Source organism: Paeniglutamicibacter sp. NPDC091659 (assembly GCF_044756805.1).
Lineage (GTDB): Bacteria > Actinomycetota > Actinomycetes > Actinomycetales > Micrococcaceae > Paeniglutamicibacter.
On the sequence record NZ_JBIVTO010000001.1, the window covers coordinates 1,046,710 to 1,069,361 of the forward strand.

Annotated in this window: 22 protein-coding genes; 7 read left to right on the forward strand and 15 right to left on the reverse strand. The window is 68.1% G+C overall.

Translation table 11 applies throughout. The features are described 5' to 3' along the window. Positions 1-55 precede the first annotated feature (55 nt). Positions 56-1,288, reverse strand: coding sequence for an acyl-CoA dehydrogenase family protein (locus ACIQLF_RS04685; protein ID WP_400294879.1), 1,233 nt, complete (start codon positions 1,286-1,288; stop codon positions 56-58). Between the two features lie 149 nt (positions 1,289-1,437). Then, positions 1,438-2,121: a TetR/AcrR family transcriptional regulator gene (locus ACIQLF_RS04690; RefSeq protein WP_400294881.1), complete on the reverse strand. Its 684-nt coding sequence runs from the start codon at positions 2,119-2,121 to the stop codon at positions 1,438-1,440. 188 nt (positions 2,122-2,309) lie between these two features. On the opposite strand from ACIQLF_RS04690, the gene ACIQLF_RS04695 reads away from it, so the two are divergent. Further along, positions 2,310-2,759: a hypothetical protein gene (locus ACIQLF_RS04695; protein ID WP_400294884.1), complete on the forward strand. Its 450-nt coding sequence runs from the start codon at positions 2,310-2,312 to the stop codon at positions 2,757-2,759. A gap of 133 nt (positions 2,760-2,892) precedes the next feature. Here ACIQLF_RS04695 and ACIQLF_RS04700 read toward each other — a convergent pair whose 3' ends face one another. From ACIQLF_RS04700 to ACIQLF_RS04710, 3 genes are all read right to left on the reverse strand, one after another. Beyond that, on the reverse strand, positions 2,893-4,425 hold the full coding sequence (locus ACIQLF_RS04700) for a DHA2 family efflux MFS transporter permease subunit (RefSeq protein WP_400294886.1): 1,533 nt from the start codon (positions 4,423-4,425) through the stop codon (positions 2,893-2,895). Positions 4,426-4,526: 101 nt separating this feature from the next. Beyond that, positions 4,527-5,522, reverse strand: coding sequence for a PhzF family phenazine biosynthesis protein (locus ACIQLF_RS04705; protein ID WP_400294887.1), 996 nt, complete (start codon positions 5,520-5,522; stop codon positions 4,527-4,529). Positions 5,523-5,704: 182 nt separating this feature from the next. Beyond that, positions 5,705-6,262 (reverse strand): hypothetical protein, encoded by a 558-nt coding sequence (locus ACIQLF_RS04710; RefSeq protein WP_400294889.1) that lies wholly within the window; start codon positions 6,260-6,262, stop codon positions 5,705-5,707. A 175-nt stretch (positions 6,263-6,437) separates the two neighbouring features. Between ACIQLF_RS04710 and ACIQLF_RS04715 the strand changes: the two genes are divergently transcribed. Next, on the forward strand, positions 6,438-7,544 hold the full coding sequence (locus tag ACIQLF_RS04715; protein WP_400294890.1) for a mechanosensitive ion channel family protein: 1,107 nt from the start codon (positions 6,438-6,440) through the stop codon (positions 7,542-7,544). A 98-nt stretch (positions 7,545-7,642) separates the two neighbouring features. On the opposite strand, the gene ACIQLF_RS04720 is transcribed toward ACIQLF_RS04715, so the two are convergent. Continuing rightward, a complete protein-coding gene (locus tag ACIQLF_RS04720; protein ID WP_400294892.1) occupies positions 7,643-8,293 on the reverse strand; it encodes a YqaJ viral recombinase family protein in 651 nt (216 codons plus the stop codon). A gap of 268 nt (positions 8,294-8,561) precedes the next feature. On the opposite strand from ACIQLF_RS04720, the gene ACIQLF_RS04725 reads away from it, so the two are divergent. Beyond that, complete coding sequence (locus ACIQLF_RS04725; protein ID WP_400294894.1) at positions 8,562-9,428, forward strand: sugar phosphate isomerase/epimerase family protein; 867 nt, start codon at positions 8,562-8,564, stop codon at positions 9,426-9,428. 40 nt (positions 9,429-9,468) lie between these two features. Here the strand turns inward: ACIQLF_RS04725 and ACIQLF_RS04730 are convergent, their stop codons facing one another. Further along, on the reverse strand, positions 9,469-9,729 hold the full coding sequence (locus ACIQLF_RS04730) for a thioredoxin domain-containing protein (protein WP_400294896.1): 261 nt from the start codon (positions 9,727-9,729) through the stop codon (positions 9,469-9,471). A 138-nt stretch (positions 9,730-9,867) separates the two neighbouring features. On the opposite strand from ACIQLF_RS04730, the gene ACIQLF_RS04735 reads away from it, so the two are divergent. Together ACIQLF_RS04735 and ACIQLF_RS04740 are read left to right on the forward strand one after the other, a co-directional pair. Further along, positions 9,868-10,653, forward strand: a complete 786-nt coding sequence (locus tag ACIQLF_RS04735) for an ABC transporter ATP-binding protein (protein WP_400294898.1) — start codon at positions 9,868-9,870, stop codon at positions 10,651-10,653. Continuing rightward, entirely contained in the window at positions 10,653-11,981 is a 1,329-nt protein-coding gene (locus ACIQLF_RS04740) for a permease (protein WP_400294900.1), read from the forward strand. The genes ACIQLF_RS04735 and ACIQLF_RS04740 overlap by 1 nt, the downstream gene beginning before the upstream one ends. A gap of 83 nt (positions 11,982-12,064) precedes the next feature. On the opposite strand, the gene ACIQLF_RS04745 is transcribed toward ACIQLF_RS04740, so the two are convergent. From ACIQLF_RS04745 to ACIQLF_RS04775, 7 genes are all read right to left on the reverse strand, one after another. Beyond that, entirely contained in the window at positions 12,065-13,531 is a 1,467-nt protein-coding gene (locus ACIQLF_RS04745; protein WP_400294903.1) for an amino acid permease, read from the reverse strand. Between the two features lie 331 nt (positions 13,532-13,862). Then, entirely contained in the window at positions 13,863-14,189 is a 327-nt protein-coding gene (locus tag ACIQLF_RS04750; RefSeq protein ID WP_400294905.1) for a hypothetical protein, read from the reverse strand. Further along, positions 14,190-14,417, reverse strand: a complete 228-nt coding sequence (locus ACIQLF_RS04755; RefSeq protein ID WP_400294908.1) for a hypothetical protein — start codon at positions 14,415-14,417, stop codon at positions 14,190-14,192. A gap of 297 nt (positions 14,418-14,714) precedes the next feature. Further along, positions 14,715-15,473 carry an ABC transporter ATP-binding protein gene (locus ACIQLF_RS04760; protein ID WP_400294911.1) on the reverse strand — a complete coding sequence of 253 codons (759 nt, stop codon included), beginning with the start codon at positions 15,471-15,473 and terminating at the stop codon, positions 14,715-14,717. Then, entirely contained in the window at positions 15,470-16,528 is a 1,059-nt protein-coding gene (locus ACIQLF_RS04765; protein ID WP_400294913.1) for an iron chelate uptake ABC transporter family permease subunit, read from the reverse strand. The genes ACIQLF_RS04760 and ACIQLF_RS04765 overlap by 4 nt, the downstream gene beginning before the upstream one ends. Then, entirely contained in the window at positions 16,521-17,561 is a 1,041-nt protein-coding gene (locus tag ACIQLF_RS04770) for an ABC transporter permease (protein WP_400294916.1), read from the reverse strand. Before ACIQLF_RS04770 ends, ACIQLF_RS04765 begins: the two co-directional genes overlap by 8 nt. Before the next feature lie 37 nt (positions 17,562-17,598). After that, complete coding sequence (locus ACIQLF_RS04775) at positions 17,599-18,543, reverse strand: siderophore ABC transporter substrate-binding protein (RefSeq protein WP_400294918.1); 945 nt, start codon at positions 18,541-18,543, stop codon at positions 17,599-17,601. Positions 18,544-19,297: 754 nt separating this feature from the next. On the opposite strand from ACIQLF_RS04775, the gene ACIQLF_RS04780 reads away from it, so the two are divergent. Next, entirely contained in the window at positions 19,298-20,344 is a 1,047-nt protein-coding gene (locus ACIQLF_RS04780; RefSeq protein ID WP_400294921.1) for an ABC transporter substrate-binding protein, read from the forward strand. Positions 20,345-20,441: 97 nt separating this feature from the next. Here ACIQLF_RS04780 and ACIQLF_RS04785 read toward each other — a convergent pair whose 3' ends face one another. Next, a complete protein-coding gene (locus tag ACIQLF_RS04785) occupies positions 20,442-21,248 on the reverse strand; it encodes an MBL fold metallo-hydrolase (protein WP_400295054.1) in 807 nt (268 codons plus the stop codon). 146 nt (positions 21,249-21,394) lie between these two features. On the opposite strand from ACIQLF_RS04785, the gene ACIQLF_RS04790 reads away from it, so the two are divergent. After that, complete coding sequence (locus ACIQLF_RS04790; protein WP_400294923.1) at positions 21,395-22,519, forward strand: FecCD family ABC transporter permease; 1,125 nt, start codon at positions 21,395-21,397, stop codon at positions 22,517-22,519. Positions 22,520-22,652 lie beyond the last annotated feature (133 nt).

Here is a 22,652-nt window from a genome sequence, read left to right on the forward strand (position 1 = left end):
CTCTCCCATGGCGGGGAGCCCAGACGACGCCGGTCGTTGAAGCCGATCATGCGGTTTAGGCGAAGGCGGAAATCCCGGTGATCGAGCGGCCGATGATCAGCGCCTGCACGGTCTCGGTGCCCTCGTAGGTGTGGATCGCCTCGATGTCGGCGATGTGCCGCGCCACGCGGTTGCGCAGCAGGATGCCGTTGCCGCCGAGCAGGTCGCGCGCGTTGGCGGCGATGGTCCGGGCGATGCGCGTGCAGGTGAACTTGGCCAGCGACGCCTGCACCGGGCTCAGCGTCCCGGCTTCCTCGCGGCGGGTGGCCTGCATGACCATCAGCTGCATGGTGGCAAGCTCCGAGTGCATGCGGGTCAGGCGTTCCTGGACGATCTGGCTGGCGGCCAGGGGTCGGCCGAACTGGATGCGCTGCGCGGCGTACTGCACCGCGGTTTCGTAGCAGGCCGTGGCATGGCCGACGGCCGACCACGCGACGCCCAGCCGCGTCGCGAAGAGCACACCGGCGGTGTCCTTGAAGCTGTTGGCGCCGGGCAGCACGTGGGAATCCGGGACGAACACGTCGTCCATGCGGATGTGCGCCTGCCAGATGGCGCGCAGCGACAGCTTGCCCTCGATGGTGGTGCCCGTGTATCCCTCCCACTCCTGCTGGACGATGAAGCCGCGGACGCTGCCCTGCTCGTCGCGGGCCCACACGATCGTCACGCCGCCGACCGAGCCGTTGCCGATCCACTTCTTCTCTCCGCTGATGCGGTAGCCGCCCTCCACGCGCACCGCGCGGGTTTCCAGCGAGACGGAGTCCGATCCGTGCGTCGGTTCGGTCAGCGCGAACGCGCCGAGCACTTCGGCCCTGGCAAGTTTCGGGGCCCAGTGCGCGATCTGTTCGGGCGAGCCGCAGTCCACGATCGAGCGCAACGCCAGGCCCGCCTGCACCGCGGCGATGGTGCCCACCGAGCCGTCGGCGCGGGAGAGTTCCATGTTGACCAGCCCGGCGGCGAGCACGCTCATCTCCGGGTAGCCGTCCAGTGCAAGCCCGTCGCGCAGCAGGTCAAGCTCGCCCAGCCGCTTGGCCAGGCCCAGCGGGTACTCGGCCTTGTCCCAGTGGCCGTCGATGACCGGGCGGACCTCCTCGAGGCCGAACTTCCGGGCGCGGTCCCAGTAGGCGCGGTCGGCCGCGGGGATGTCCTCGAAGACGCCCGCGGGGTCGACGTCGACCTCGCCCCACAGCTCGTACTCCGGTTCGACGACTCCGGAGGGGAATTCGGTGGCGAGGGTGGTTTCGATGCTCATGAGCCGGTTCCGGCCTTTCTGGTGCGGAGGGAATGTCACTTCGCACCAGCATACTGGAACTGAGTGTCAGGTCAAGGCACTGCGGTTCATGATTGTCGTTTTTCAGTCATTCCTCGGCGAGCGTCGCATGGCCGATGCTGCCCGGGAGGTCAGCCGTTGGCGCGGTTCAGCGCCTCGCGCACCTGCTCCACGACGGCCTCGGTGTCGGCGGCCCCGCCGGACACCGTGACCACCACGGTCGTCGACTGGCTGCGTTCCGGCTCGCCGGTCGGTTCCAGGACCGGGGTGAAGATCGCCGCCAGGGCCAGCAGCTCACGCTCCAGCTCGGGGCGGCGGGTGTCCTCGGGGCGCCTGAGCCAACGCCGCAGGTGGTCGTTGTGCACCGAGACGACGCCGGAGGCGAAGGCGATGCACAGTGCGCGGCCGTGCGGCAGGTCGTAGAGGCCGCGGTCGCGCAGGTGGTTGCGGAAGACACGTTCGTAGCGGTGGGTGGAGACGAGTTCGCGGTCGCGCAGCGACGGCACGTCCTGCAGGAGCCTGTGGCGCAGGCTTGCGGCCTCCGGGCGCGCGGTGTGCTGGTCGAAGACCACCAGCCCGGCGTTGACCAGCGTTTGCACCGGCCCCAGGGCGGACGTCGCCAGCATGGTCTCCAGGTGGTGGATGATCATTTCCTGGTCGGCGAAGACCATCTCTTCCTTGGACCCGAAGCGCCTGAAGAAGGTGGAGCGCGAGATGCCCGCGGCCTGTGCCAGTGCGTCAACGCTCGTCGCATCGAAGCCGTTTTCAACGAGGAGGCGCAGTGCCGCGTCGGGCACGGCGGAAGAGGTGATCATGCACGCGAATCTAGCACGACGCGTTCGCCACGGAGATGTTCTGCCGCTGTATGTCACGGGATGTGGGCAAGCCAATAGCCCGGCCGCGAACCGCCGACCGAACGGCAAACCTAGCCGTCCCTTGCCGGTAAACCATAGGGTGGGAGGAGAAGCGACGGACACACACCCAACGACCAGGAGAATTCCCCATGGGCTTCAACATTGCAAACGTGGCACTGCGACTGACTTCGGGCGCCTACATCCTCAACAGCGGCGTCGGGAAGCTGCGGCTGCCCGCGGAGTCCGCGCAGGGCCTGCAGTCGATGACTGCCAACGCGATCCCGCAGGTGGAAAAGGTGGATCCCGCGGTGTTCGGCAAGGCCGTGGCCGTCGGCGAGATCACCCTGGGCGCGCTGCTGCTGACCCCGTTCATCCCCTCGCGGCTTGCCGGTCTGGGGCTTGGCGCCTTCGCCGGGTCGCTGCTCGCGATCTACCTGAAGACGCCGGGCATGACCGAATCCGACGGCATCCGCCCCTCGCCCAACGGCGGGGCCATGGCCAAGGACTTCTGGCTTGCAGGCATGGCCGTCGCCCTGGTGTGCGGCCGCGGCAAGGCCAGGACCAAGATCAAGGAAGTCGCCAAGCCCGTCAAGAAGTAGCGCCCGGGATCCGCGCCGGCTTCGGGCCGCGGGATCACTGGCTGGATGCGCGAAGGGTGCCGGACAAATAATTTGTCCGGCACCCTTCGGCTTTGCCGAAGCGGAACCCGCGGCAAGCCCGGGCCGCAAGCTCCTAGCGTTTGACCGAGCCCTTGCGGAACATCAGCGCCACCAGCGATGCGGCGATCGCCACCAGGCCCGGCAGCAACAGCGACTGGCCCAGGGCCAGCGAGAACGCCTGGTGCAGGAACTCCGGGACCACGCCGCCCATGCCGGGCTCGCCGCCGGTGCCCAGGACGATCGACGAAGCGCCGTCGGAGCCCGTCTTGGCGATGGCTGCCACCGCCTTCTGCGACTCGGCGGAGATGCGCGATTCCATCATCAGGGCGATCAGCGCGGAGCCGAGCACCGCACCGACCTGGCGGGTGGTGTTGTAGATGCCGGATCCGGCGCCCGCGTCGGCCTGCCCAAGGTCGCGGGTGGCGGTCAGCGAGACCGACGGCCAGATCATGGCCGAACCAAGGCCCATGAACACCGGCGGGACCAGCAGTACCCAGAACGGGGTGTCCTCGCGCAGGATCAGGCCGTACGCGGTGATCGACGCGCCGAAGAGGAAGAAACCGGGGACGGCGAAGTACTTGGCCTCCACGTGGCTGACGCGCTTGCCGATGATGGGTGCCAGTACGCCTGCCACCACGGCCATGGGCGCGAGCATCAGCGCCGAGAGCGTCGGGGTCAGCCCGCGCACGGACTGCAGGTAGAGGATCATCGGGAAGCTCATGGCGGTGATCGCCAGCCCCATGAACGCGATCGCCACGTTGGCCAGCGAGAAGTTGCGGTCCTTGAACAGGCCCAGCGGCACCAGCGGCTCGGCCTTCGTCTTGGCCTGCCAGAGCACGAAGAGCCCCAGCAGGACGACGCCGGCGATGATCAGGTGCCAGGAGCCGATCGGTCCCAGGAACGGGCCCCAGTTGTGCCCGTTGCCCTCCTGGATGCCGAAGACCAGCAGGAACATGGCGGCCGCGCTGAGCCCGACGCCCAGCCAGTCGAAGGAGTGCGAGTGGCGCTCCAGCTCGGGGACCTTCAGCAGCACGCGCCAGATGGCGAAGATGCCCACCGGCACGTTGACGAAGAAGATCCATTCCCAGCCCAGGGTGTCGACGAAAAGGCCGCCGAGGATCGGGCCGACCAGCGTCGCGATGCCGGCGACCGCGCCCCAGAGGCCCATGGCCGCGCCGCGGCGGGCGTAGGGGAACATGCGGGTAATGAACGTCATCGTCTGCGGGCTCATCAGCGATGCGCCCAGGCCCTGCACCACGCGGGCGGTGATGAGTGTTTCGACGTTGGGGGAGAGCCCGCACCACAGCGAGGAGAGCGTGAAGACCACGAGCCCGACCAGGAAGATGGTGCGCGGGCCAAAGCGATCGCCCAGGCGCCCGGTGATCAGCAGCGGCACCGCAAACGCCAGCAGGTAGGCGCTGTTGACCCAGATCACCCCGTTGATGTCGGTGTCCAGGCCGTTCATGATTGCCGGCATGGCGGTGGAGACAATGGTGGAGTCCACCAGGATCATGAAGAACCCGATGACCAGGGCCCACAGGGCACCCCACGCCACCTTGTCTTGGGCGGCTTGTGCCGTTTCTGCTTCGGTCTTGTTCTCGTTCACTGGACGAGCCTACGCCTCCGGCCCGCACCGCGACAGGGACATGAGCCGCAGCTCACACCAATGCCCGGCGCCCCGTTCAGGCCGTCGGGATAGCCGTGCGACTAGGGAAGATGGACGATGCCGTCGATGCAGGTCACCGAGCTCCCGGAAATCCAGACGCCCTCGGCGGTGCGGTCCACATGCAGGATCGCCGAGCGGCCCAACCGGGTGCCCTGGCGCACCGTGTAGTTCTCCGGGGCCAGCCCGGAACCCGTCAGCCAGATGCCGAACCCGGCGTTCAGCGACCCGGTGGCCGGATCCTCGGGCAGGCCCTCGCCGGGGATGAAGGCACGGACCTCGTAGTCGGCCGGGGGGCCCGTCACCACATTGCGGAATCGCTGGTTCGAGCGGCGTTCGTCGGCCTCGGAGAGCGGGCGCAATTCCTCGCGGGCACCGGCCGGGCGATCGGCCCCGGCCTGCGGGTCGTAGGAAGCGGTGGGGATGCCGGCGGTCGTGTACGGGCCGATGACGCCCACCTCGAGGCCGTTCAGGGTCTGGTAGTCAGGCTCGAGCCCCAGCACCAGGTCGGCGTCGCGCAGCAGCAGCCCGGCAAAGTTGGGCCCGTTGACCAGCCACTGGTGGGCCAGCACGTCCTCGCGCCGCAGCCCCAGCCCGGTCAGCGCCCATTCGAGCACGTCGTCCTCGAGCTCGCCGGAGCGCACCAGGGGCGGCGCCTTGAACGCCAGCCGCTCGGGGTCCGTCGGTTCCTCGCCCGGCACCCGGCGGACCTCGATGAGCCCGGCCCCGCATTGCTGGACGACGGCCGCGGGATCCTTGGGAACCCCGCCGGACTCGAGCCATGCGTGGGCGGCGCCCAGGGTCGGGTGGCCGGCGAAGGGCAGCTCGGTGGTGGTGGTGAAGATCCGCACCCGGTAGTCGGCGGTCGGCTCGGTGGCGGGGAGCAGGAACGCGGTTTCGGCCAGGTTGGTCCAGTTGGCGAAGTTCAGCATCTGCTCGTCGCTGAGGCCTTCGCCGTTCAGGACGATTGCCAGTCCGTTGCCCATGTAGGGAGCGGAGGAGAAGACGTCGACTTGTTTGTACGGGCGGGCGATACTCATAAGAGAATCGTGGCACATCGGGCGCCGTGCCGTGCAGGATGACGCCGCTTTGTCATGCAATGCGCAGCGCGCGGGCCGGCCGGCGGCCGCGATCAATCCGACGATGACCACCGCTGGCACGGCGATGCCCCGCCGCACGGCTCCCGCCGGTGGTGAAGCATCGCACAGCGGTCCGGCGGCCGCTACCAGTGGTGGGCCACGTCGATCACCAGCATGCTGGTGTTGCCCGCCCCGGTGAGCACGAAGGTGCGGAACGGCAGCCGGGCCCGAACGCCCAGGCCGAAGGACGTCTGGCCCTCGAAGCTGCCCAGGAACGCCACCTGCCTGAACGTCGTGTAGCCGGAGACGTTCTTGGCGCGGGCCCAGTTGGACGGGTTGTAGGTGGGTTCGAAGGAGTCGGTGTAGGCAGGCGCCCGCACCACGATCTGCAGGTCGGCTGCCCCGGCGAGCGGAACCCGCTTTCCCTGTCCCTCGGTGTAGACGGCGGCGACATAACGGACGTCGTAACCCCTGGCCTTGCCCTTGAGGTCGATCACCAGGCGGTCGTAGCACGCGTGCCTGCCGGTGCGGACGTTGGTGATGTGGCCACTCGAGTAGTGTGCGGCGGTGTCTGCTGCGGAACCCCAAGTGATTCCGCAATACGGGGCGGCCGAAGCGGTGGCGATGGGTGCCGCGGGTGAGATGCCGAGGCCGGCCGCCACGAGGACGGAGACGACGGCGGCACCGAATTTCTTGTTCATGACTAACACGCTTTGCGAGTAAAACTGGATAGTGCACGCACAGGATGCGCGCACCTCGGAAGCAATGCAAGGGGGTATGCCGAAATCGCATGGCACTGCAACCTGCGGGAGACATTCGCTACGCGGGCGCCGGATTTTCAGGTTTCGCCCAAGCGCGTGTGACAACCTTGTGGATATGCTGCCTTTTGCCACAGGAACCCTGGACAACACCCTCGACAGCACCGTCGACGGCGTCCTGGAGAACACCAACGCCCTGCCCGAACCGATACGCCCCTGGATCGTCATCGGCATAGGCCTGCTGGCCGCAGCGGTGATAGCCACCGTGGTTTCCCTGGTGGTGGCCAGGGCGCTGCGCAGCAAGCCCGAGCTGGCCAAGGACGCCGCCCGCGGCCGCATGCCCCTGTGGTGGGCGCTGAACTTCGCCTTCACCAAGATCGCCATCGGGGTCACGTTCAGGGACAACGAATGGGTCAGGCTCTGGCAGTTCCTGCTGCTGCTGGGCCTGGTGCTCTCCATCGCGTGGCTGGTGACCGTGCTGCTGGGGCTGCTCGAGGACATGGTGCTGGCCAAGTACCGCACCGACCTGGACAACCCGCGCCGGCTGGCCAAGATGGAAACCCAGATCGGGCTGCTGCGCCGGGTCGCCACGGTGCTGGTCATGGTGCTTGCCGTGGCCGGCACGCTGCTGACGATCCCCGAGGTGCGGGCGCTCGGCGCCGGCCTGCTGGCCTCGGCCGGCCTGATCTCGGTGGTCGCGGCGCTCGCCGTGCAGTCCTCGCTGGCCAACGTGTTCGCCGGGCTGCAGATCGCCTTCACCGACGCCATCCGCGTCAACGACACCGTCGTGGTGGAGACCCAGCGCGGCAACATCGAGGAAATCACCCTCACCTACGTGGTGGTGGTGCTGCTGGACGGTCGCCGCATGATCATCCCGTCGACCTATTTCACGACGACGCCGTTCGAGAACTGGTCGCGCCGCACCACCGAGATCACCGGGTCGGTGCTGCTGGACCTCGGCTGGAACGCGCCGATCGAGCACCTGCGGACCCGGACCGAGCAGCTGCTCGCCTCGACCGACCTGTGGGACGGCCGGGTCGGCACCCTGAACGTCACCGACGCGATCGGCGGCATCCTGAAGGTCACGATCGCCGTCAGCGCGCGCAACCCCGGGGACCTGTACGACCTGAAGAACTACGTGCGCGAGCACCTGATCGCCGAGCTGCACAAGGACTACCCGGACGTGCTGCCCAAGCCGATGGCCAACAGCGCGCCGCCGGCCTGAGACGCCTCGCGCACGGCCCGGGAAACCGCGTGATTCCGGGCGCAATAGCCCGGTTTTGAAAGACCCGGTTTTTGGAAGACCCAGGCACCCCGTCCGGGCTACAGGCGCAGCGCGGCCGGCCCGTAGTCCTCGCGGCGGCGGGCCGCCGCGGTCTGTCGGCGCAGGATTTCAACCATCTGGTCGACCTTGCCGATCAGGTCGCCGATCTCCGCATCGTCGCGGTCGACCCAGCGGGTCAGCGGCTCGTCGTGCGTCGGCACGAAGTCGACATGCGGCTCCCAGACGAAGAGCGTGCGCTCGGCGCCCAGCACGTACTGCTGCCAAAACATCTGGCGCAGGTAGTGCCGCGGGATCGACTTGAATGGCTTGTTGGTGGTCTTGATCTCCGACAGCTCCACCGTGCCCGTCTCCCTGATGCCCAGCCCGTCGGGGGTGGCCAGGTGGATGCGGTTCTCCGCCGCGTGGAAGAGCTGGCTGGAGGGGGCGATGCCGAAGTTTTCCTGCACCCACGCGGCGATCACCGGCTCGCGGGTCCGCCCGTGCTCGGTGTACGGGTTCCCGCCGAAGTTCGATCCGTTCAGCTTGTCCCAGGCGGCGGACTGGATGCTGCGCGGGGTCGAGAGCTTCGCCGCATCGGTGGCCGTGATGCCCTGCGAACGGGCCCGCAGCCAGGCGATCCGGTCGGAGGAATCCGCAACGATCCGGTCCAGGCACGGCGCGGCGGGGGCATCAATCGGCAGGGAAGTCACCCGCCCCATTCTTCCCAACATTTGCCCGATCGACTAACCGGGACCCCGGCCCGGGGTGTTTCCGCACGTCGAAGCGGGACGGCTGAGCGCACCCCAACCGGATCCCCGGCCGGAAACCTAGCCGGAAGCAGCGCCCGAGCGTAGCCTGAAACCAGGGGCGGGATTGCGGTTTCGCGCCGAAAGGCTGCGGTCCGCAACCCCGGAGGAGTCCCGGCCGGGCCCCGCGACCATCCCGGCAATCCGAACCACCGCAAGGGAGCCACCCGCCATGGAACGCATACTCGGCGTCAACACCTGGGTGTGGACCTCGCCGCTGACCGACGCCTCGCTGAGGGAGCTCGCCGCGCACGTTGCGTCCCTGGGGTTCGACGCCATCGAACTCCCGCTGGAGCACCTCGGCGACTGGGACCCCGCAGCGGCCCGCGAGATCCTCGCCCACCACACGTTGACCCCCGTCGTCATCGGGACGATGCCGCCGGGCCGCAACCTTGTCGACGCCTCGCCGCGGGAAATCTCCGCCACGCAGGACTACCTGCGCGGGGTCATCGATGCGGCGGCGGCCCTCGGCGCGGCAACCGTCGCCGGCCCGTTCCATGTCGCGACCGGCCGCACCCGGTCCATGGGGGAGCCCGAGCGCGAGGCCGCCTACCTGCAGCTGCGCTCCAGCCTGGCCCCGCTGGTGGATCATGCCGTGGCGCTCGGCATCACCTTGGCCGTCGAACCGCTGAACCGCTACGAAACGTCCCTGGTCAACACCGTCGACCAGGCCTTCGACGCCCTCGAGCCGATGCTCGGCCCCGGGCTGGGACTGGCGCTTGACACCTTCCACCTGAACATCGAGGAGCGGGACATCGCGGCCGCGGTGGCCAGGGCCGTCGGGCACATCGCCCACGTGCAGGTCAGCGGCAACGACCGCGGCACCGTCGGCGCCGACCACTTCGACTGGCACGGCTTCCTGCACGCGCTGGACCTGGCCGAGTACACCGGGCCGCTGTGTCTCAAGAGCTTCGCGGGCACCAACGACTCCCTCGCCACGGCGGCCTCCATCTGGCGCCCGCTGGCCAGCACCCAGGACGCGCTGGCCGCGGATTCGCTGGGCTTCCTCAGGAACCTGCAGGCCGGGGGGCTGCGCTGAACGGCGCCGGAACCGGCACCCCGGCGGAAACGACCGGCGGTCAGTCCAGCGCCAGGGCGGCCGCGGCCAGCACCTGCTGCACGCTGGGCACCCCGGCGGCCCTGAAAACCTCGGTCCCGTTCCTGCGCACCACCAGCGTGGGTGTGGATTCGATGCGCCGGGCCTCGGATTCGAGAAGGTTCGAGAGCACGTCGACCTCCCGGATGCGGGCGCGGGGCAGCAGCGCGCCGGCGTCCTTGAGAACGGAGCGGGCGCGCACGCACGGTGCGCAAAAGGCGGAGGTATAGAGCACGAGTTCCATCACCCGTGTTCAACCGCCGGTCACCGGATTCGATTCCCGACCGCCGGCGCGCGTCTCCACCCTGGGTAGGAGGAGGCGTTCCCGCAAGTCATCATCTGCTCCGATGCCCGGCGGCGCTGAACTTGAAATGCTGGTGGCATGATCGACGCAAACCTCGCACCAGACACCCCGCCCAGCCCGGCGGCCACCCCGTCCCCGCATCCCGTGCTTTCCGCCCGTGCCCTGCGCCGCGCCTACGGATCGACCATGGCACTGGACGGCGTGGACCTGGACATCCGGGCCGGTGAATCGGTGGCCATCATGGGTCCGTCGGGCTCCGGCAAGTCCACGCTGCTGCACACCCTGGCCGGCATCGAGCGGCCCGACTCCGGCTCCGTGCTGCTGGCGGGAACCGGCGCCGCGGCGCGCGACATCACCGTGCTGGGCGAGGGCGAGCGCTCCAGGCTGCGCCGCGAGTCCTTTGGCTTCGTCTTCCAGTCCGGGCTGCTGATCCCGGAGCTCACCGCGGTGGAAAACGTTGCGATGGCGCTGATGATCAACGGCGTGCCCCGGGCCGCGGCCCTGCCGCGTGCCGCCCAATGGCTGGCTGCGCTGGGCCTGGCCGGCCTGGAGGAACGGCGCATCGGCCAGCTCTCCGGTGGCCAGGCGCAGCGGGTGGCGATCGCCCGCGCCCAGGTCACCGGCGCGCGGGTGACCTTCGCCGACGAGCCCACCGGCGCGCTGGACTCGGCCACCGGCGCCGAGGTGCTGGCGGTGCTCATGGAATCCACCACGGGGCGCGGCAACACGCTGGTCATGGTGACCCACGATGCCGACGTCGCCGCGCGCTGCGACCGGATCATCCGCCTGCGCGACGGCCGCATCATCGCCGAGCACACTGCCCCGGCTGCTGCAAGGGCCCAGACCCCGGGCCAGGTGAACTGATGCGCGTCCTGTCCCTGGCCTGGCTTCTGGGCAAGCCGAGCCGCGAACGCCGCGCCCCGATGCTGCTCACCGCCGGCGCCTACGCCCTGGTCTCCGCGCTGGTGCTCACGGTGACCGCCGGCGCGCTGTCCTTCAACCGCGTGCAGAACGAGGCGACCGGCATGTACCTGATGCTCGCCGGGCTGGCCGTGGTCCTGCTGGTGGTGCCGCTGGCCGTGCTGGGCGCCGCGGCCGCGCGGCTCTCGGCCCGCAGCCAGGACCGCCGGTTGTCCACGGTGCGCCTGCTCGGCGGAACCCCGGGGCTGGTCGTGGGCATCACGGTGGTCGAATCAGCCGCCGTCGCCCTTGCCGGGGCGCTGGCCGGCACCGTGCTCTACGCGGGGCTGGCACCGGTCGTCGGGCTGGTCCGTTTCCAGGGGTCGGCCATCGGCGCCGCCATGTGGCTGGCCCCCGGGACGGTCGCCCTGGTGATCGCCGGCGTGGTGGTCATCGCGGCGGCCTCCACGGGCTTCGGGCTGCGCCGGATCATCGTTTCCCCGCTGGGCGTGCGCAACCGCACCCAGGCGCCGGCGCCGCGCTGGATCCGCGCGCTGGTTGTTGCCGTGCTGATCCTGGCGGTCTACCAGGCGTTTTCGATGATGGCGGCGTTCCAGTCACTCGCGATCATGCTCGCGGTGCTGCTGGGCGGCTTCGCCCTCGGGCTCGGCGCGCTGAACCTGGTCGGCCCGTGGGCGGTGGGGCTGATCGGCAAGTCCAAGCTCAAGCGAGCGGAAAGGCCGGAGCAGTTGCTCGCCGCCCGCATGATCCTGGAGAACCCCGCCCAGGCCTGGCGGCAGGTCTCCGGCGTCGCGATGACCTGCTTCGTCGCGGTGGTCGGCGGCAGCGGGGCGGCGCTCATGCAGTCCGCCGGAGGGGAATCCGACCCCGGCAGCCCCGACGCCCTGATCGGGGCCGACGTGATGACCGGCGTGCTGATCACCATCGCCGTGTCCTTCCTGTCCGTCGCCTGCTCCACCGCGATCACCCAGGCCGCCGCCACCCTCGACCGGGCCGACCTCTACGCGGGGCTTCACCTGCTCGGCGTCGAACGATCGACCGTGGAAAGGGCCCGCGAGGGGTCCGTGATGGCACCGGTCATCGGCGTCGGGATCGGCGCGATCGCGGTCAGCGGCGTGCTGGTGCTGCCGCTGGCCGGCATGGCGATGATCATGGCCCCGCTCTCGGTGGCCGTCATCCTGGGCACCCTGGTGGCGGGCACCCTGGCCGTGCGCGGCGCGGTGGCGCTGACCTCCACCGGCAACACGCTGAAAGTCGGCCGCACAGGCTAGTTCCGGCCGGAACCCCGGATACGGCGCTGCCCCGGGCACCGACCGATCGGTGCCCGGGGCAGCTGCCTTCAAGCGCGCGGGAATCAGGAAAGCGGCGCGCCCCACGTGGCGGCAAGCTTGGACTTGCGGCGGCCGTAGCCCAGGTAGATGGCCGCGCCGACGACCATCCAGATCCCGAAGACCACCCAGGTGGTCACGCCGAGGTTCAGCATCAGGTAGCCGCAGAACGCGATCGCCAGGATCGGGGTCAGCGGGTAGAACGGCACCTTGAAGGTGCGCGGCAGATCCGGCTGCGTGCGGCGCAGGAAGATCACGGCCAGGGACACCAGCGAGAACGCAAAGAGCGTGCCGATGCTCGTGGCGTCGGCCAGCTGGCCCAGCGGCACCAGGCCCGCCACCAGCGCCACGGACCCGCCGGTGATCCAGGTGCCGGCCACCGGTGCGCCGTTGCGCTTGGAAATCCGCCCGAAGACCGCGGGCACCATGCCGTCGCGGCTCATCGCCACCAGGATGCGGGTCTGCCCGTAGAGCACGGTGATGACGATGGAGACGATGGACAGCACCGCGCCGGCGGCGAAGAGCAGCGCCACCCAGCCCTGGCCGGTGACCTCCTCCAGCAGCTGGGCCAGCGCGGCTTCCTTGCCCTCGAACCAGTTCCACTGGCGCGCGCCGATCGCGGAAACCGCCACCAGGATGTACAGCGCGGTGATGATCACCATCGAGAGCACGATCGCCCGCGGCAGGTCGCGCTGCGGGTTCCTGGCCTCCTCGCCGGCCGTGGAGGCGGCGTCGAACCCGATGTAGGAGAAGAAGAGGCGCGCCGCCGCTGCCGAGACGCCGGCGGTTCCCATGGGCAGCAGCGGGTCGAAGTTCCCGGAGCTGAAGGCGCTGAAGGCGATCACGATGAAGAAGAGCAGCACGGCGATCTTGATGAACACCAGCACCGTGTTGACCACCGCCGATTCGCGGGTTCCGCGCACCAGCAGCACCGTGGCGAACAGGACGATCGCCAGCGCCGGGATGTTGAACACGCCGCCGTCGGTGCCCGGGGGATTGGTCAGCGCGGCGGGCAGGTCGAGGCCCACCGTGCGGGCCATCTCGTTGAGGTACTCGCCGGCGCCCACGGCGATCGCCGCGACCGACACCGCGTACTCGAGCACCAGGCACCAGCCGCAGATCCAGGCCAGTCCCTCGCCCATGGTCGCGTACGTGTAGGTGTAGCTCGATCCGGACACCGGCACTGCGCCGGCCATCTCGGCGTAGGACAGCGCCGCGAACAGCGCCGCCAGCCCGGCGATCGCAAAGGAGATCCACACCGCGGGGCCCGCCATCGGCACCGAGGAGGAGAGCACCACGAAGATGCCGGTGCCCAGGGTGGCGCCGACGCTGATCATGGTCAGGTGCAGCAGCCCGAGGGTGCGGCGCAGCTTGGGCCCGTCGCCGGTTCCGTTCCCGGCCTCGGCGATGAACGCCTCGATCGGTTTGCGCGCGCCAAGTTGTTGGCGCAGCGTGGGCCTGGTCGTGGCCGGTGCAATGTTTCGCGTGGTCATGCAGAGAATCTTCGCACCCCTCGACGCCGGCGGATTTGGGCCCACAGCGTCCCGGATCCACGAAAACCCCCGCAATATGCAGGTCAATGAATAGTTATGAGCATCGTCGCTACGCCCGGGATGTGGTCAAACTTACCCTCGACCCTTGGTGAAGTGCGGGTTTTCGGGCAGGAATCAGATTTTGCCCAACGAAAAACCGCAAACCTGGCCATGCAAATTCACTCACTCCAGTGGGGCCGCATGCACAGCGCTTCAAGCACCTCGATGCCCGTGCGGGACTCCACAGACCGGGAGGAATCAACCTGGCGAAATCGACCGGGCCCGCACCATGTCATGGACGATACGGCTCCGGGTTTTTCGCGGTGAAGCCCTTGTGCCTGTTCGGGCGCGGGGATCGTTTTCCCGTCCTGCGGTACTCCGCCGGATCGTATTCGAAGAAACCTCGCAGGTATCCGTCGGAAGCGCCCATGTATTCTTCTTCGACCCGTACTATTCCGGGGCTTTTCCCGTCGATTTTCCGCAGCCGCAGCAGTGCCTTTTCGGCTGCGTCCCTGGTGGTGAACACCCCGTGGAGTCGCTCGACATGTCCGGCACGCTCATTGCGTTCGTTCTGCCACCGGTAGACCAGCCAAAGGGGGCCGTGTTCATGCTCATCCATTTAGTACGCCACGGGTTCATCAAGCAGGACATCCATCGGCAGTTCGCGGATATCCCATCCGTCGGGATAGTCGATGAAGCCTTCGCCATCGCGATGGCGTGCGATGGCATCGCGCGCTGCCTGTTCGGAGGCGAAGAACCCGATCATGATGATGCTTTCCCTGTCCCTGCGGACATTGGGCAACTTGCTGACCCTGCGGTGGCGCAAAATCCATACCGTCTCTGCCACGAGTTTCCCCCTTGATCCGCTGTCGGTCGGCTGTTATCCGGAGCATAATCGATGCGGATCCGTGCCGGGGCGATCCATGGCCCGCAGCCCCGGAGCGTCGGCCCATGCTGTTGCTCCCGACTGCCACCGCAACTCCAAAAACGGGAGCGACCATATCAACCCCAAGGCCAACAAACACTCCCGTTCAGCGGCCAACCGAACAATAGACTTCCAGCTCGGACTCGCGAAGCAACTTCCCCGCATTTCCTCACAAAAATCGGGCAAATCACACCCAACCGGGCGGGCGCCGGGAAAACCCTACGCGAAGTACACGCCGATCCGGTTCCCGTCGATCTCCTCGATCCGGATGTCGATGTCGTACACGTCGCGCAGCACGTCGCCCTGCATGATCTGGGCGGGCGTTCCCTGGTGCACCAGCGAACCGTCGCGCATCGCCAGAATGGTGTCCGAGTAGCAGGAGGCGAAGTTGATGTCGTGGATGACGATCACCACGGTCTTGCCCAGCTCGTCGGCCAGACGGCGGATCATGCGCATCATTTCCACCGAGTGCTTCATGTCCAGGTTGTTCAGCGGCTCGTCGAGCAGCAGATAGTCGGTGTCCTGCGCCAGCACCATGGCGATGTAGGCGCGCTGGCGCTGCCCGCCGGAAAGCTCGTCCAGGAACCTGTCCGCAAGCGCGGTCAGGTCCAGCTGCTCCATGGCGGTCTCGATGTGCACGCGGTCCGCGGCCGTGGGGTGCCCGCCGGAGTGCGGGAAGCGGCCGAAGCCCACCAGGTCGCGCACGCGCAGCCGCATGGTGATGTGGTTTTCCTGCCGCAGGATCGCCATCGAGCGGGCCAGGTCCTTGCTCGGCGTGCGGGCAATGTCCAGCCCGCCGATCGACACGCTGCCCGAATCCATGGGGGACAGGCGGGAGACCAGCGAGAGCAGCGTGGACTTGCCGGCCCCGTTGGGTCCGATGATGGAGGTGACGCCGCCGGCGGGGATTACGGTGCTGACGGAGTCGACGACCCGCGTCCCGGAGTAGGACTTGACGAGGTTTTCGATGCGGATCACTTCAGGGAACCCTTCAGGAGCAGGTAGAGGAACAGCAGGCCGCCGGCGAACTCGATGATCACGCTCAGCGCCGTGGCGAATCCGAAGACCCGCTCCAGCACCAGCTGGCCACCGACCAGCGTGATCACCCCGAGCAGGCAGACGACGGGGATGAGCGCGGCGTGGGAGAACCTGCGCACCATTTGGTAGGCGAGCGAGACGACCAGCAGCCCGAAGAACGTCACCGGCCCCACCAGCGCGGTGGACACGGCCACCAGGACCGAGCAGAGCACCAGCACCAGGGTGACGATGCGCCGGTGGTCAACGCCCAGGTTGATGGCGGTTTCGCGGCCCAGCGCCAGCACGTCGAAGCTCTTGCGCAGCCGCCACACCACCATCAGGATCGCCAGGACCACCACCGCGGAGATGCCCAGCAGCACCGGGTCCACCTGGTTGAAGGACGCGAAGAACAGGTCCTGCAGCACGATGTATTCGCTGGGTTCCATGAGCCGCTGCAGCAGCGAGGAGAACCCGCGGAAGAGCGTGCCGATCACGATGCCGACCAGCAGCATCAGGTGAAGCGACCCGTTGCCGCCGGTGAACAGCCAGCGGTAGAGCAACCCGGAGAACACCACCATCAGCCCCACCTCCACCGCGAACTTCAGCGACGGGGAGGCGGTGAGCAGCGTGCTGGAGCCCAGCGCGAACACCAGCGCCGTCTGGATCAGGATGTACAGCGCGTCGAACCCCATGATCGACGGGGTCAGGATGCGGTTGGACGTCACGGTCTGGAACATCAGGGTGGACAGGCCGACGGCCACCGCGACCACCAGCATCGCGCCGACGCGGATGCCGCGCCGGGTCAGCGCATAGGAGAGGTTCCCGCGCAGGTCGATCGTCATGAACAACGCGATGGCCAGCACCGCCAGCACGCCCAGCAGCGTGATCAGCACGGCGGGGGACATGCGCTTGAAGGAGAACGACCGCCAGGAGAACGACCCCGGGGGGAAGCGCCGCCCGGGGTCGGGGGCTCCGCCGGGGGAAACGGGGATGGATCCGGCCAGGGTCTTAGGCATGGGACTTCCTGGTTCGCAGCAGCAGCGCCAGGAAGACGATGGCACCGAGCACGCTCATGACCATGCCCACCGGCACCTCGTAGGGGTAGCGGATGGTTCGGCCGATCACGTCGCAGACCAGCACGAACCCCGCGCCGAAGAGCGCGGTCCACGGCACCGCGCGGCGCAGGTTGTCGCCGAAGAGCAGCGAGACGATGTTCGGCACGATCAGCCCCAGGAACGGCACGGCGCCCACGGTGGTGACCACCACCGCGGAGATCAGCGAAACCAGCACCAGGCCCAGGCGCATGATCGCCTTGTGGTTCATGCCCAGGTTCGTGGTGAAGTCCGCGCCGAGCCCGGCCACGGTGAACCTGTCCGCCGCGACGTAGCCGATGACCGTGAGCACCGCGACGATCCACAGCAGCTCGTATCGCCCGCGCAGCACCCCGGAGAAATCGCCGATCATCCAGTTGCCCAGCGTCTGGAGCAGGTCGTACCTGTAGGCGAAGAACGTCGTCACCGAGCCGATCACCCCGCCGAGCATGATGCCGACGATGGGCACCAGCAGCGTGTTGCGCACCGGCAGCCTGCTCAGCACCGCCAGGAAGAGCGCGGTGCCGCCGAGCGCGAACACCGAGGCCACGCCCATTTTCAGGATCAGCGGCGCGGCCGGCAGCGCGACGGTGACCACCAAGATGCCCAGCGTCGCCGACTCGACGGTGCCCACGGTCGACGGCTCGACGAACCTGTTGCGCACCATCAGCTGCATGATCAACCCGGCGACCGCCACGGCGGTGCCGGCCAGCAGGACGGCCAGGGTGCGCGGCAGCCGGGAGATCCACAGCAGCTCCCAGGCCCCGGCGTCGCCGGAGAGCAGTTGCGGCAGTGTCACCTCGGAGACGCCGACGAACAGGCTCACAAACGCGAGGGCCAGCACGCCGATCGTGCCAACGGCCAGCCAGGTGGTTTCGGAAATCTTTCGGGTACGCCGAACGGCCGCCGCGGGATTTTTATCCGCGGCGACCGTCTCGGGTAGCGCTGGTGCACTCATGATGTGTGGCGAGGCCTGACTGGTCTTGGCGGCGCGCTTACAGGCCCGCCGCGACCTCGTCGATCATCTTGTTGGTGTTGTTCAGGCCGTAGCCGACCATGTACCAGGCGGTCGGATCCAGATTGACGATCTTCTGGTTCTTCGCCGCGTTGGTGGACTTGACCAGCTCGTTGTCCAGCACGGCCTTGGAAGCCTCGCCCGCGGTGCCCATGGCCGAATCGCGGTCGACCACGTACAGGGTGTCCGGGTTGTTGGTCTTCAGGAATTCGAAGGAGATCGATTCGCCGTGCGCGCCCTCGGACTTGATGTCGGCGACGGTGGCAACGCCGAGCACGTCGTGGATCAGGCCGAAGCGCGATCCCGCGCCGTAGGCGGTCAGTTCGCCGCCGGAGGTCATGATGATCAGGCCCTTGCCAGCGTTGGCGCTCTTGGCCTTGGTGTCGGCGATCTTCGTGTCGAGGGCGGCGAGCTGCTCGTCGACCTTGGTTTCGACGTCGAAGATCTGGCCGATCTTGCCGGACTGCTCCTTGAAGGACTCAAGCGGCTTGGTGGCATCCACGGAGAGGTCCACGGTCGGCGCGATCTTGGAGAGTTCCGCGTAGGAACCCGAGGTGCGGCCGGTGATGATGATCAGGTCGGGGTTGCCGTTGGAGATGGCCTCGAAGTCAGGTTCCTTCATGGAGCCGATCTTGGTGACCTTCGCATCGTTGTACTTGCCCAGAGACTCCGGGTAGGTGGTTTCCGGAACGCCATCGGCTTCGAGGCCCAGCGCGTTCATCGAATCCAGCACGCCCAGGTCGAAGGTGTAGACGGTCTCCGGGTTCACCGGAACCTTGGTGGTGCCCTGTGCGTGCGTGATTTCGATGGTTTTTGCGTCTGCTGCATTTGCACCGGACTCGGTGGAGCCACCGCAAGCGGTCAGGGCGAGCAGGGATACACCGGCGGCTACGGTGCCGAGGGCGGTCCGGAAGGAAATCTTCACTGTCTTTTCTCCATTGATGGTGCTGAAGCAGGAGGCGCAGGGCAATTAGCGAACAACCTCGTTGCGTAAATGAACTTAGGTGAAACGCTATAGATAAGGTGCACCTATTCGCAAACCATCGCCCGGCCATTCCGGGTTGCCTGGACATAGGTTTACCTAATAAGGCCCGTCACCTCGCGGTTTTGGGGCCAAAGGGCGCTCCGATGTGACATCGGACACGATCCGTTCGACTGGCAAGACGGTGCCACTCGCTGGCCCTGTCCGCGCCAAGGTATAGGTGACCCGTGGTTGCCAAGCTCAAGAAGGGCCGGGTGTGGACACTTGTATTTGCGTGGCGGTGGCGTGGTGCCCGGTGTCCTGATTTTGTGCCGGAATGGTTGCGGTACGACAACGGGGTGGCGGGCGCGCATCCTGCCCATGTTGCGGTGGTCTCGATGGCGGGTAGGGCAGGGTGCGGGGTTGTGTCGGACATTCGGATGGGGCGACCAGCCCGGGGCCGGGCTGTCCGGGCGACGCGGTGCAGAGGCTGCTGGGGACTTGTTTCGCAATGTGACCCAAATCGCTTTTTGCTCATCGGGGGGCGGAATCTTGGGGCCTGCAGGCGAATGTGCGCCGTCGACGCGTGCTGATTAGGTGCGGTTTGTGTTGTGTAATTACTTTTTGTGAGGTTAGCCTTACTCGTCACTTGCTTGCGAAACGAGCAGTTCCCCCAGCTTGCGCAGGCACCCTTGTTGAGTCACCGAAGGATCTATTCATGGAGTTCTCCCGACGCACCGGCCTCTTCGCCGCAGCCGCTGCCGCCATTGCCCTGAGCTTGACCGCATGCGGCAGCGCAGCTCCCGAGACCGCGAGCACCTCGCCTGCCGCAGCAGAGTCCGCCTTCCCCGTCACCGTCGAGCACATCTACGGCACCACCGAGATCCCCAAGAAGCCGGAGCGCATTGCGACGGTTTCCTGGGTGAACGCCGACGCAGTGCTGGCGTTGGGCGTCGTGCCGGTGGGCATGGCATCCGATGTCTGGGGCAACAACGCGAAGAACTCCACCGACTGGAAGGACTCCAAGCTCGAGGAACTGGGTGCACCGATCGGCAGCGAGAAGGCGCCGGTGCAGTACTCCGAGGCTGACGGCGTGAACTTCACCGCCATCGCCGAAGTCCAGCCGGATTTGATCGTCGCCGGATACTCGGGTCTAACGAAGGACGAGTACGAGAAACTCTCCAAGATTGCACCCGTCATTGGCCCGGTGGCCCCGAATTACACCAGCCGCTGGCAGGACGTGACCTCGGCGGTGGGCAAGGCGCTGGGCAAGGACGCCGAGGCCAAGAGCCTGATCACCGACCTCGAGGGCAAGCTCACCGCCGCCGGTGAAGCTAACCCGGTCTTCAAGGACACCACGTTCATCGCCGGCAACCTGGAGCCGGCCGACGGCGGCATCAACCTCTACGCCTCGGGCGACAACCGCCCGCGCTTCCTCAGCGCACTGGGCATGACGCAGGCGAAGATCGTCGACGAGAACGTCAAGGCCGGCGAGTTCTACCTGCCGTGGTCGGCCGAGCGCGCCAACGAGCTGGATTCCGACATCTTCTTCACCTGGATCCCGGCCGGATCGAGCACCACGAAGATCACCGAAAACAAGCTCTTCGCCCAGATCCCGGCCGTTGCCAAGGGCGGCCTGGTGGCCGTGGACAGCGACATGGACGTGCTCGCCGTGTCCGCGACCTCGCCGCTGTCCATCCAGTGGGCCATCGACAAGGTGGTTCCGAAGCTGGCCGCCGCTGCCCAGGCGGCAACGGGAAAGTAGCCGAGACGCGGCGCTCCCCGTCGGTCCGGAAACTCCGGCCGGCAGGGATCGCCGCCGATCAGTGCCCATGGTCCCCGTGCGCAGCGTCCGCGAGCGCTCAGTACTCGCCGAGATCTCCGAGGTAGTGCAATTGCGCCGCCACGGAGATTTCCGCTGCCCCGCGCACGGACGGATCGACATCCGCGTAGACGATATCGGCGACCTGGACGATGCCAGGCTGCTCGACGCCGGAGGCGAGCAGTTCCGCGAGGGCAGCACGGATTTGTCCGAGCCGCTCCAGGCGGTGCGCGCGGTAGCCTGCAACGATTTTGTGCAGCGACTCCAGCACCGGCCCGTGCGCGGGGAGCACCAACGCGTCGGGCGCAGCGGCCAGCCGGTCCAGGGTGGCCAGGTAGTCGCCCAGCGTGCCGTCGGGTGCATCCAGGATGGTGGTGCCGCGGCCCAGGATGGTGTCGCCGGTGAGCATAGAACCGCTGGTGCCGTCGTCGGGCAGGAAGAAGCACAGAGAATCGGAGGTGTGGCCGGGGGCGGCAAGCACCTGGATCCGCAGTCCGGCGGCCTCGATCCATTCGCCGTCGCGCAGCGGCTCCGCCGCGCGGCAATGTTCGGGCAGGAACGCGCGGACCGGGGCGCCAGTGAGGCGATGCAGGGTGTCGATGCCCTCGGTGTGGTCGTGGTGCCGGTGGGTGACGAGGATCAGGTCCACGGACTCGGCGGCCAGCGCGGCCAGGTGGCCCGCGTGCTCGGGCCCCGGATCCACGACCACAGCGTGCTCGCTGCCGGCCCCGCGCAGGATGTAGGAATTGGTGCCCTCCAACGACATCGGGCCCGGGTTCGGTGCCAGCCGGACCGCGGCCCGGGAAGTGAGTTGCAAGGCTGGGACAAATTCCGTGTGGGGCTGCATGCTCATGGGCCCAGTCTAGGGTGCGCTGGACGGGGAGCCCCGGGGAGAACCAGTAAAATTCAGTGGTCGCTGTCGGCGGCCGTGAAACATGACGCAGTGCTACGCATGCCGGGCGCAGCCCACGACAGCTACACAGGGACAGAGGGATGAGACAGAATCTACGAACCGCGGCCGGGGTGCCCCGGGACCCGGCGACGCATGGGACGGCGAACCCCGTGGTGGCCCCCGCGGTGAACTCCGGACCGACTCCCGCCGATCCCCGAGCCGTGCGGCGCGCGGCGCTGCATCCGGCGGGACTGGTCCTGGTGCTGCTCCTGGCGCTGCTTGCTGCGGTGTTCCTCTCGCTGCTGGTGGGCGCCCGAGGAATCGCCCCGCACACGGTGTGGGAGGCGCTGACGAATTTCGACGCCGGCAACGGGGACCACGCGGTCGTCCAATCCCGCATCCCGCGCACCGTCGCCGGCCTGCTGATCGGCGCGGCGCTGGGGCTGGCGGGCGCCGGAATGCAGGGCATCGCCCGCAATCCACTGGCCGACCCGGGCATCCTGGGCGTCAACGCCGGGGCCGCGCTGGCCGTGGTGCTGGGCATCCATTTCTTCGCCGTCAGCACGCTGCAGGGCTACATCCTCTTTGCGTTCGCCGGGGCGGCTGCCGCGGCGGTGCTGGTCTACCTGGTCGCGAGCCTGGGCCGCGAGGGAGCCACGCCGATGAAGCTGGCGCTTGCCGGCGCCGCGATGGCGGCGGGCATGGGCTCGCTCACCAGCGCCGTGCTGATGGTCGGCCAGGAGGCGCTGGAGCGCTTCAGGTTCTGGCAGGTCGGCACGCTGGGCGCCCGGGAGGTTCCGGAGATGCTCTCGGTGCTGCCCTTCCTGGGGCTCGGTGCGCTGCTGGTGCTGTTCGGCGCCAGGCTCTTCAACGCGCTTTCGCTCGGTGACGATTCCGCGCGCGGGCTCGGCTTCCGGGTCGGCCGCGGGCGGGCGGTCTCAGCTGCCGGCGTGGTGCTGCTCTGCGGTGCCGCCACCGCACTGGCCGGGCCCATCGGGTTCGTCGGGCTGATCGTGCCGCACGCGGTGCGCGCGCTCGTCGGCTCCGACTACCGCTGGCTGCTGCCGCTTTCCATGCTTGCCGGCCCGGTGCTGCTGCTGGCTGCCGACGTGCTGGGCCGGGTCATCGCCCCGCCCGCCGAGGTGCAGGTCGGCGTCATGACCGCCGTGATCGGCGCCCCGATCTTCCTCTGGTTGCTGCGCCGCGGACGGAAGGTGTCCCTGTGAGTGTTCGATCCGACCTGGCACGCGCACGTGCCGGGGAACCTGTTGCAACTGCCACCGCGGAACCGCGACTGAATCCCGGCGGGGCACGCGTCGGCAATCCACGCGGGACCGGCCGCCCGGGGACGCGCATTCG

Excerpts from the sequence above, each read along its gene's own strand:
- ACIQLF_RS04780 (WP_400294921.1), top strand. The coding sequence starts at position 19,298 with ATGGAGTTCTCCCGACGCACCGGCCTCTTCGCCGCAGCCGCTGCCGCC.
- ACIQLF_RS04765 (WP_400294913.1), bottom strand. The coding sequence starts at position 16,528 with ATGCCTAAGACCCTGGCCGGATCCATCCCCGTTTCCCCCGGCGGAGCC.
- ACIQLF_RS04730 (WP_400294896.1), bottom strand. The coding sequence starts at position 9,729 with ATGGAACTCGTGCTCTATACCTCCGCCTTTTGCGCACCGTGCGTGCGC.
- ACIQLF_RS04695 (WP_400294884.1), top strand. The coding sequence starts at position 2,310 with ATGGGCTTCAACATTGCAAACGTGGCACTGCGACTGACTTCGGGCGCC.
- ACIQLF_RS04790 (WP_400294923.1), top strand. The coding sequence starts at position 21,395 with ATGAGACAGAATCTACGAACCGCGGCCGGGGTGCCCCGGGACCCGGCG.
- ACIQLF_RS04750 (WP_400294905.1), bottom strand. The coding sequence starts at position 14,189 with ATGGATGAGCATGAACACGGCCCCCTTTGGCTGGTCTACCGGTGGCAG.
- ACIQLF_RS04725 (WP_400294894.1), top strand. The coding sequence starts at position 8,562 with ATGGAACGCATACTCGGCGTCAACACCTGGGTGTGGACCTCGCCGCTG.
- ACIQLF_RS04715 (WP_400294890.1), top strand. The coding sequence starts at position 6,438 with ATGCTGCCTTTTGCCACAGGAACCCTGGACAACACCCTCGACAGCACC.
- ACIQLF_RS04740 (WP_400294900.1), top strand. The coding sequence starts at position 10,653 with ATGCGCGTCCTGTCCCTGGCCTGGCTTCTGGGCAAGCCGAGCCGCGAA.
- ACIQLF_RS04685 (WP_400294879.1), bottom strand. The coding sequence starts at position 1,288 with ATGAGCATCGAAACCACCCTCGCCACCGAATTCCCCTCCGGAGTCGTC.
- ACIQLF_RS04785 (WP_400295054.1), bottom strand. The coding sequence starts at position 21,248 with ATGCAGCCCCACACGGAATTTGTCCCAGCCTTGCAACTCACTTCCCGG.
- ACIQLF_RS04745 (WP_400294903.1), bottom strand. The coding sequence starts at position 13,531 with ATGACCACGCGAAACATTGCACCGGCCACGACCAGGCCCACGCTGCGC.
- ACIQLF_RS04690 (WP_400294881.1), bottom strand. The coding sequence starts at position 2,121 with ATGATCACCTCTTCCGCCGTGCCCGACGCGGCACTGCGCCTCCTCGTT.
- ACIQLF_RS04710 (WP_400294889.1), bottom strand. The coding sequence starts at position 6,262 with ATGAACAAGAAATTCGGTGCCGCCGTCGTCTCCGTCCTCGTGGCGGCC.
- ACIQLF_RS04770 (WP_400294916.1), bottom strand. The coding sequence starts at position 17,561 with ATGAGTGCACCAGCGCTACCCGAGACGGTCGCCGCGGATAAAAATCCC.
- ACIQLF_RS04705 (WP_400294887.1), bottom strand. The coding sequence starts at position 5,522 with ATGAGTATCGCCCGCCCGTACAAACAAGTCGACGTCTTCTCCTCCGCT.
- ACIQLF_RS04735 (WP_400294898.1), top strand. The coding sequence starts at position 9,868 with ATGATCGACGCAAACCTCGCACCAGACACCCCGCCCAGCCCGGCGGCC.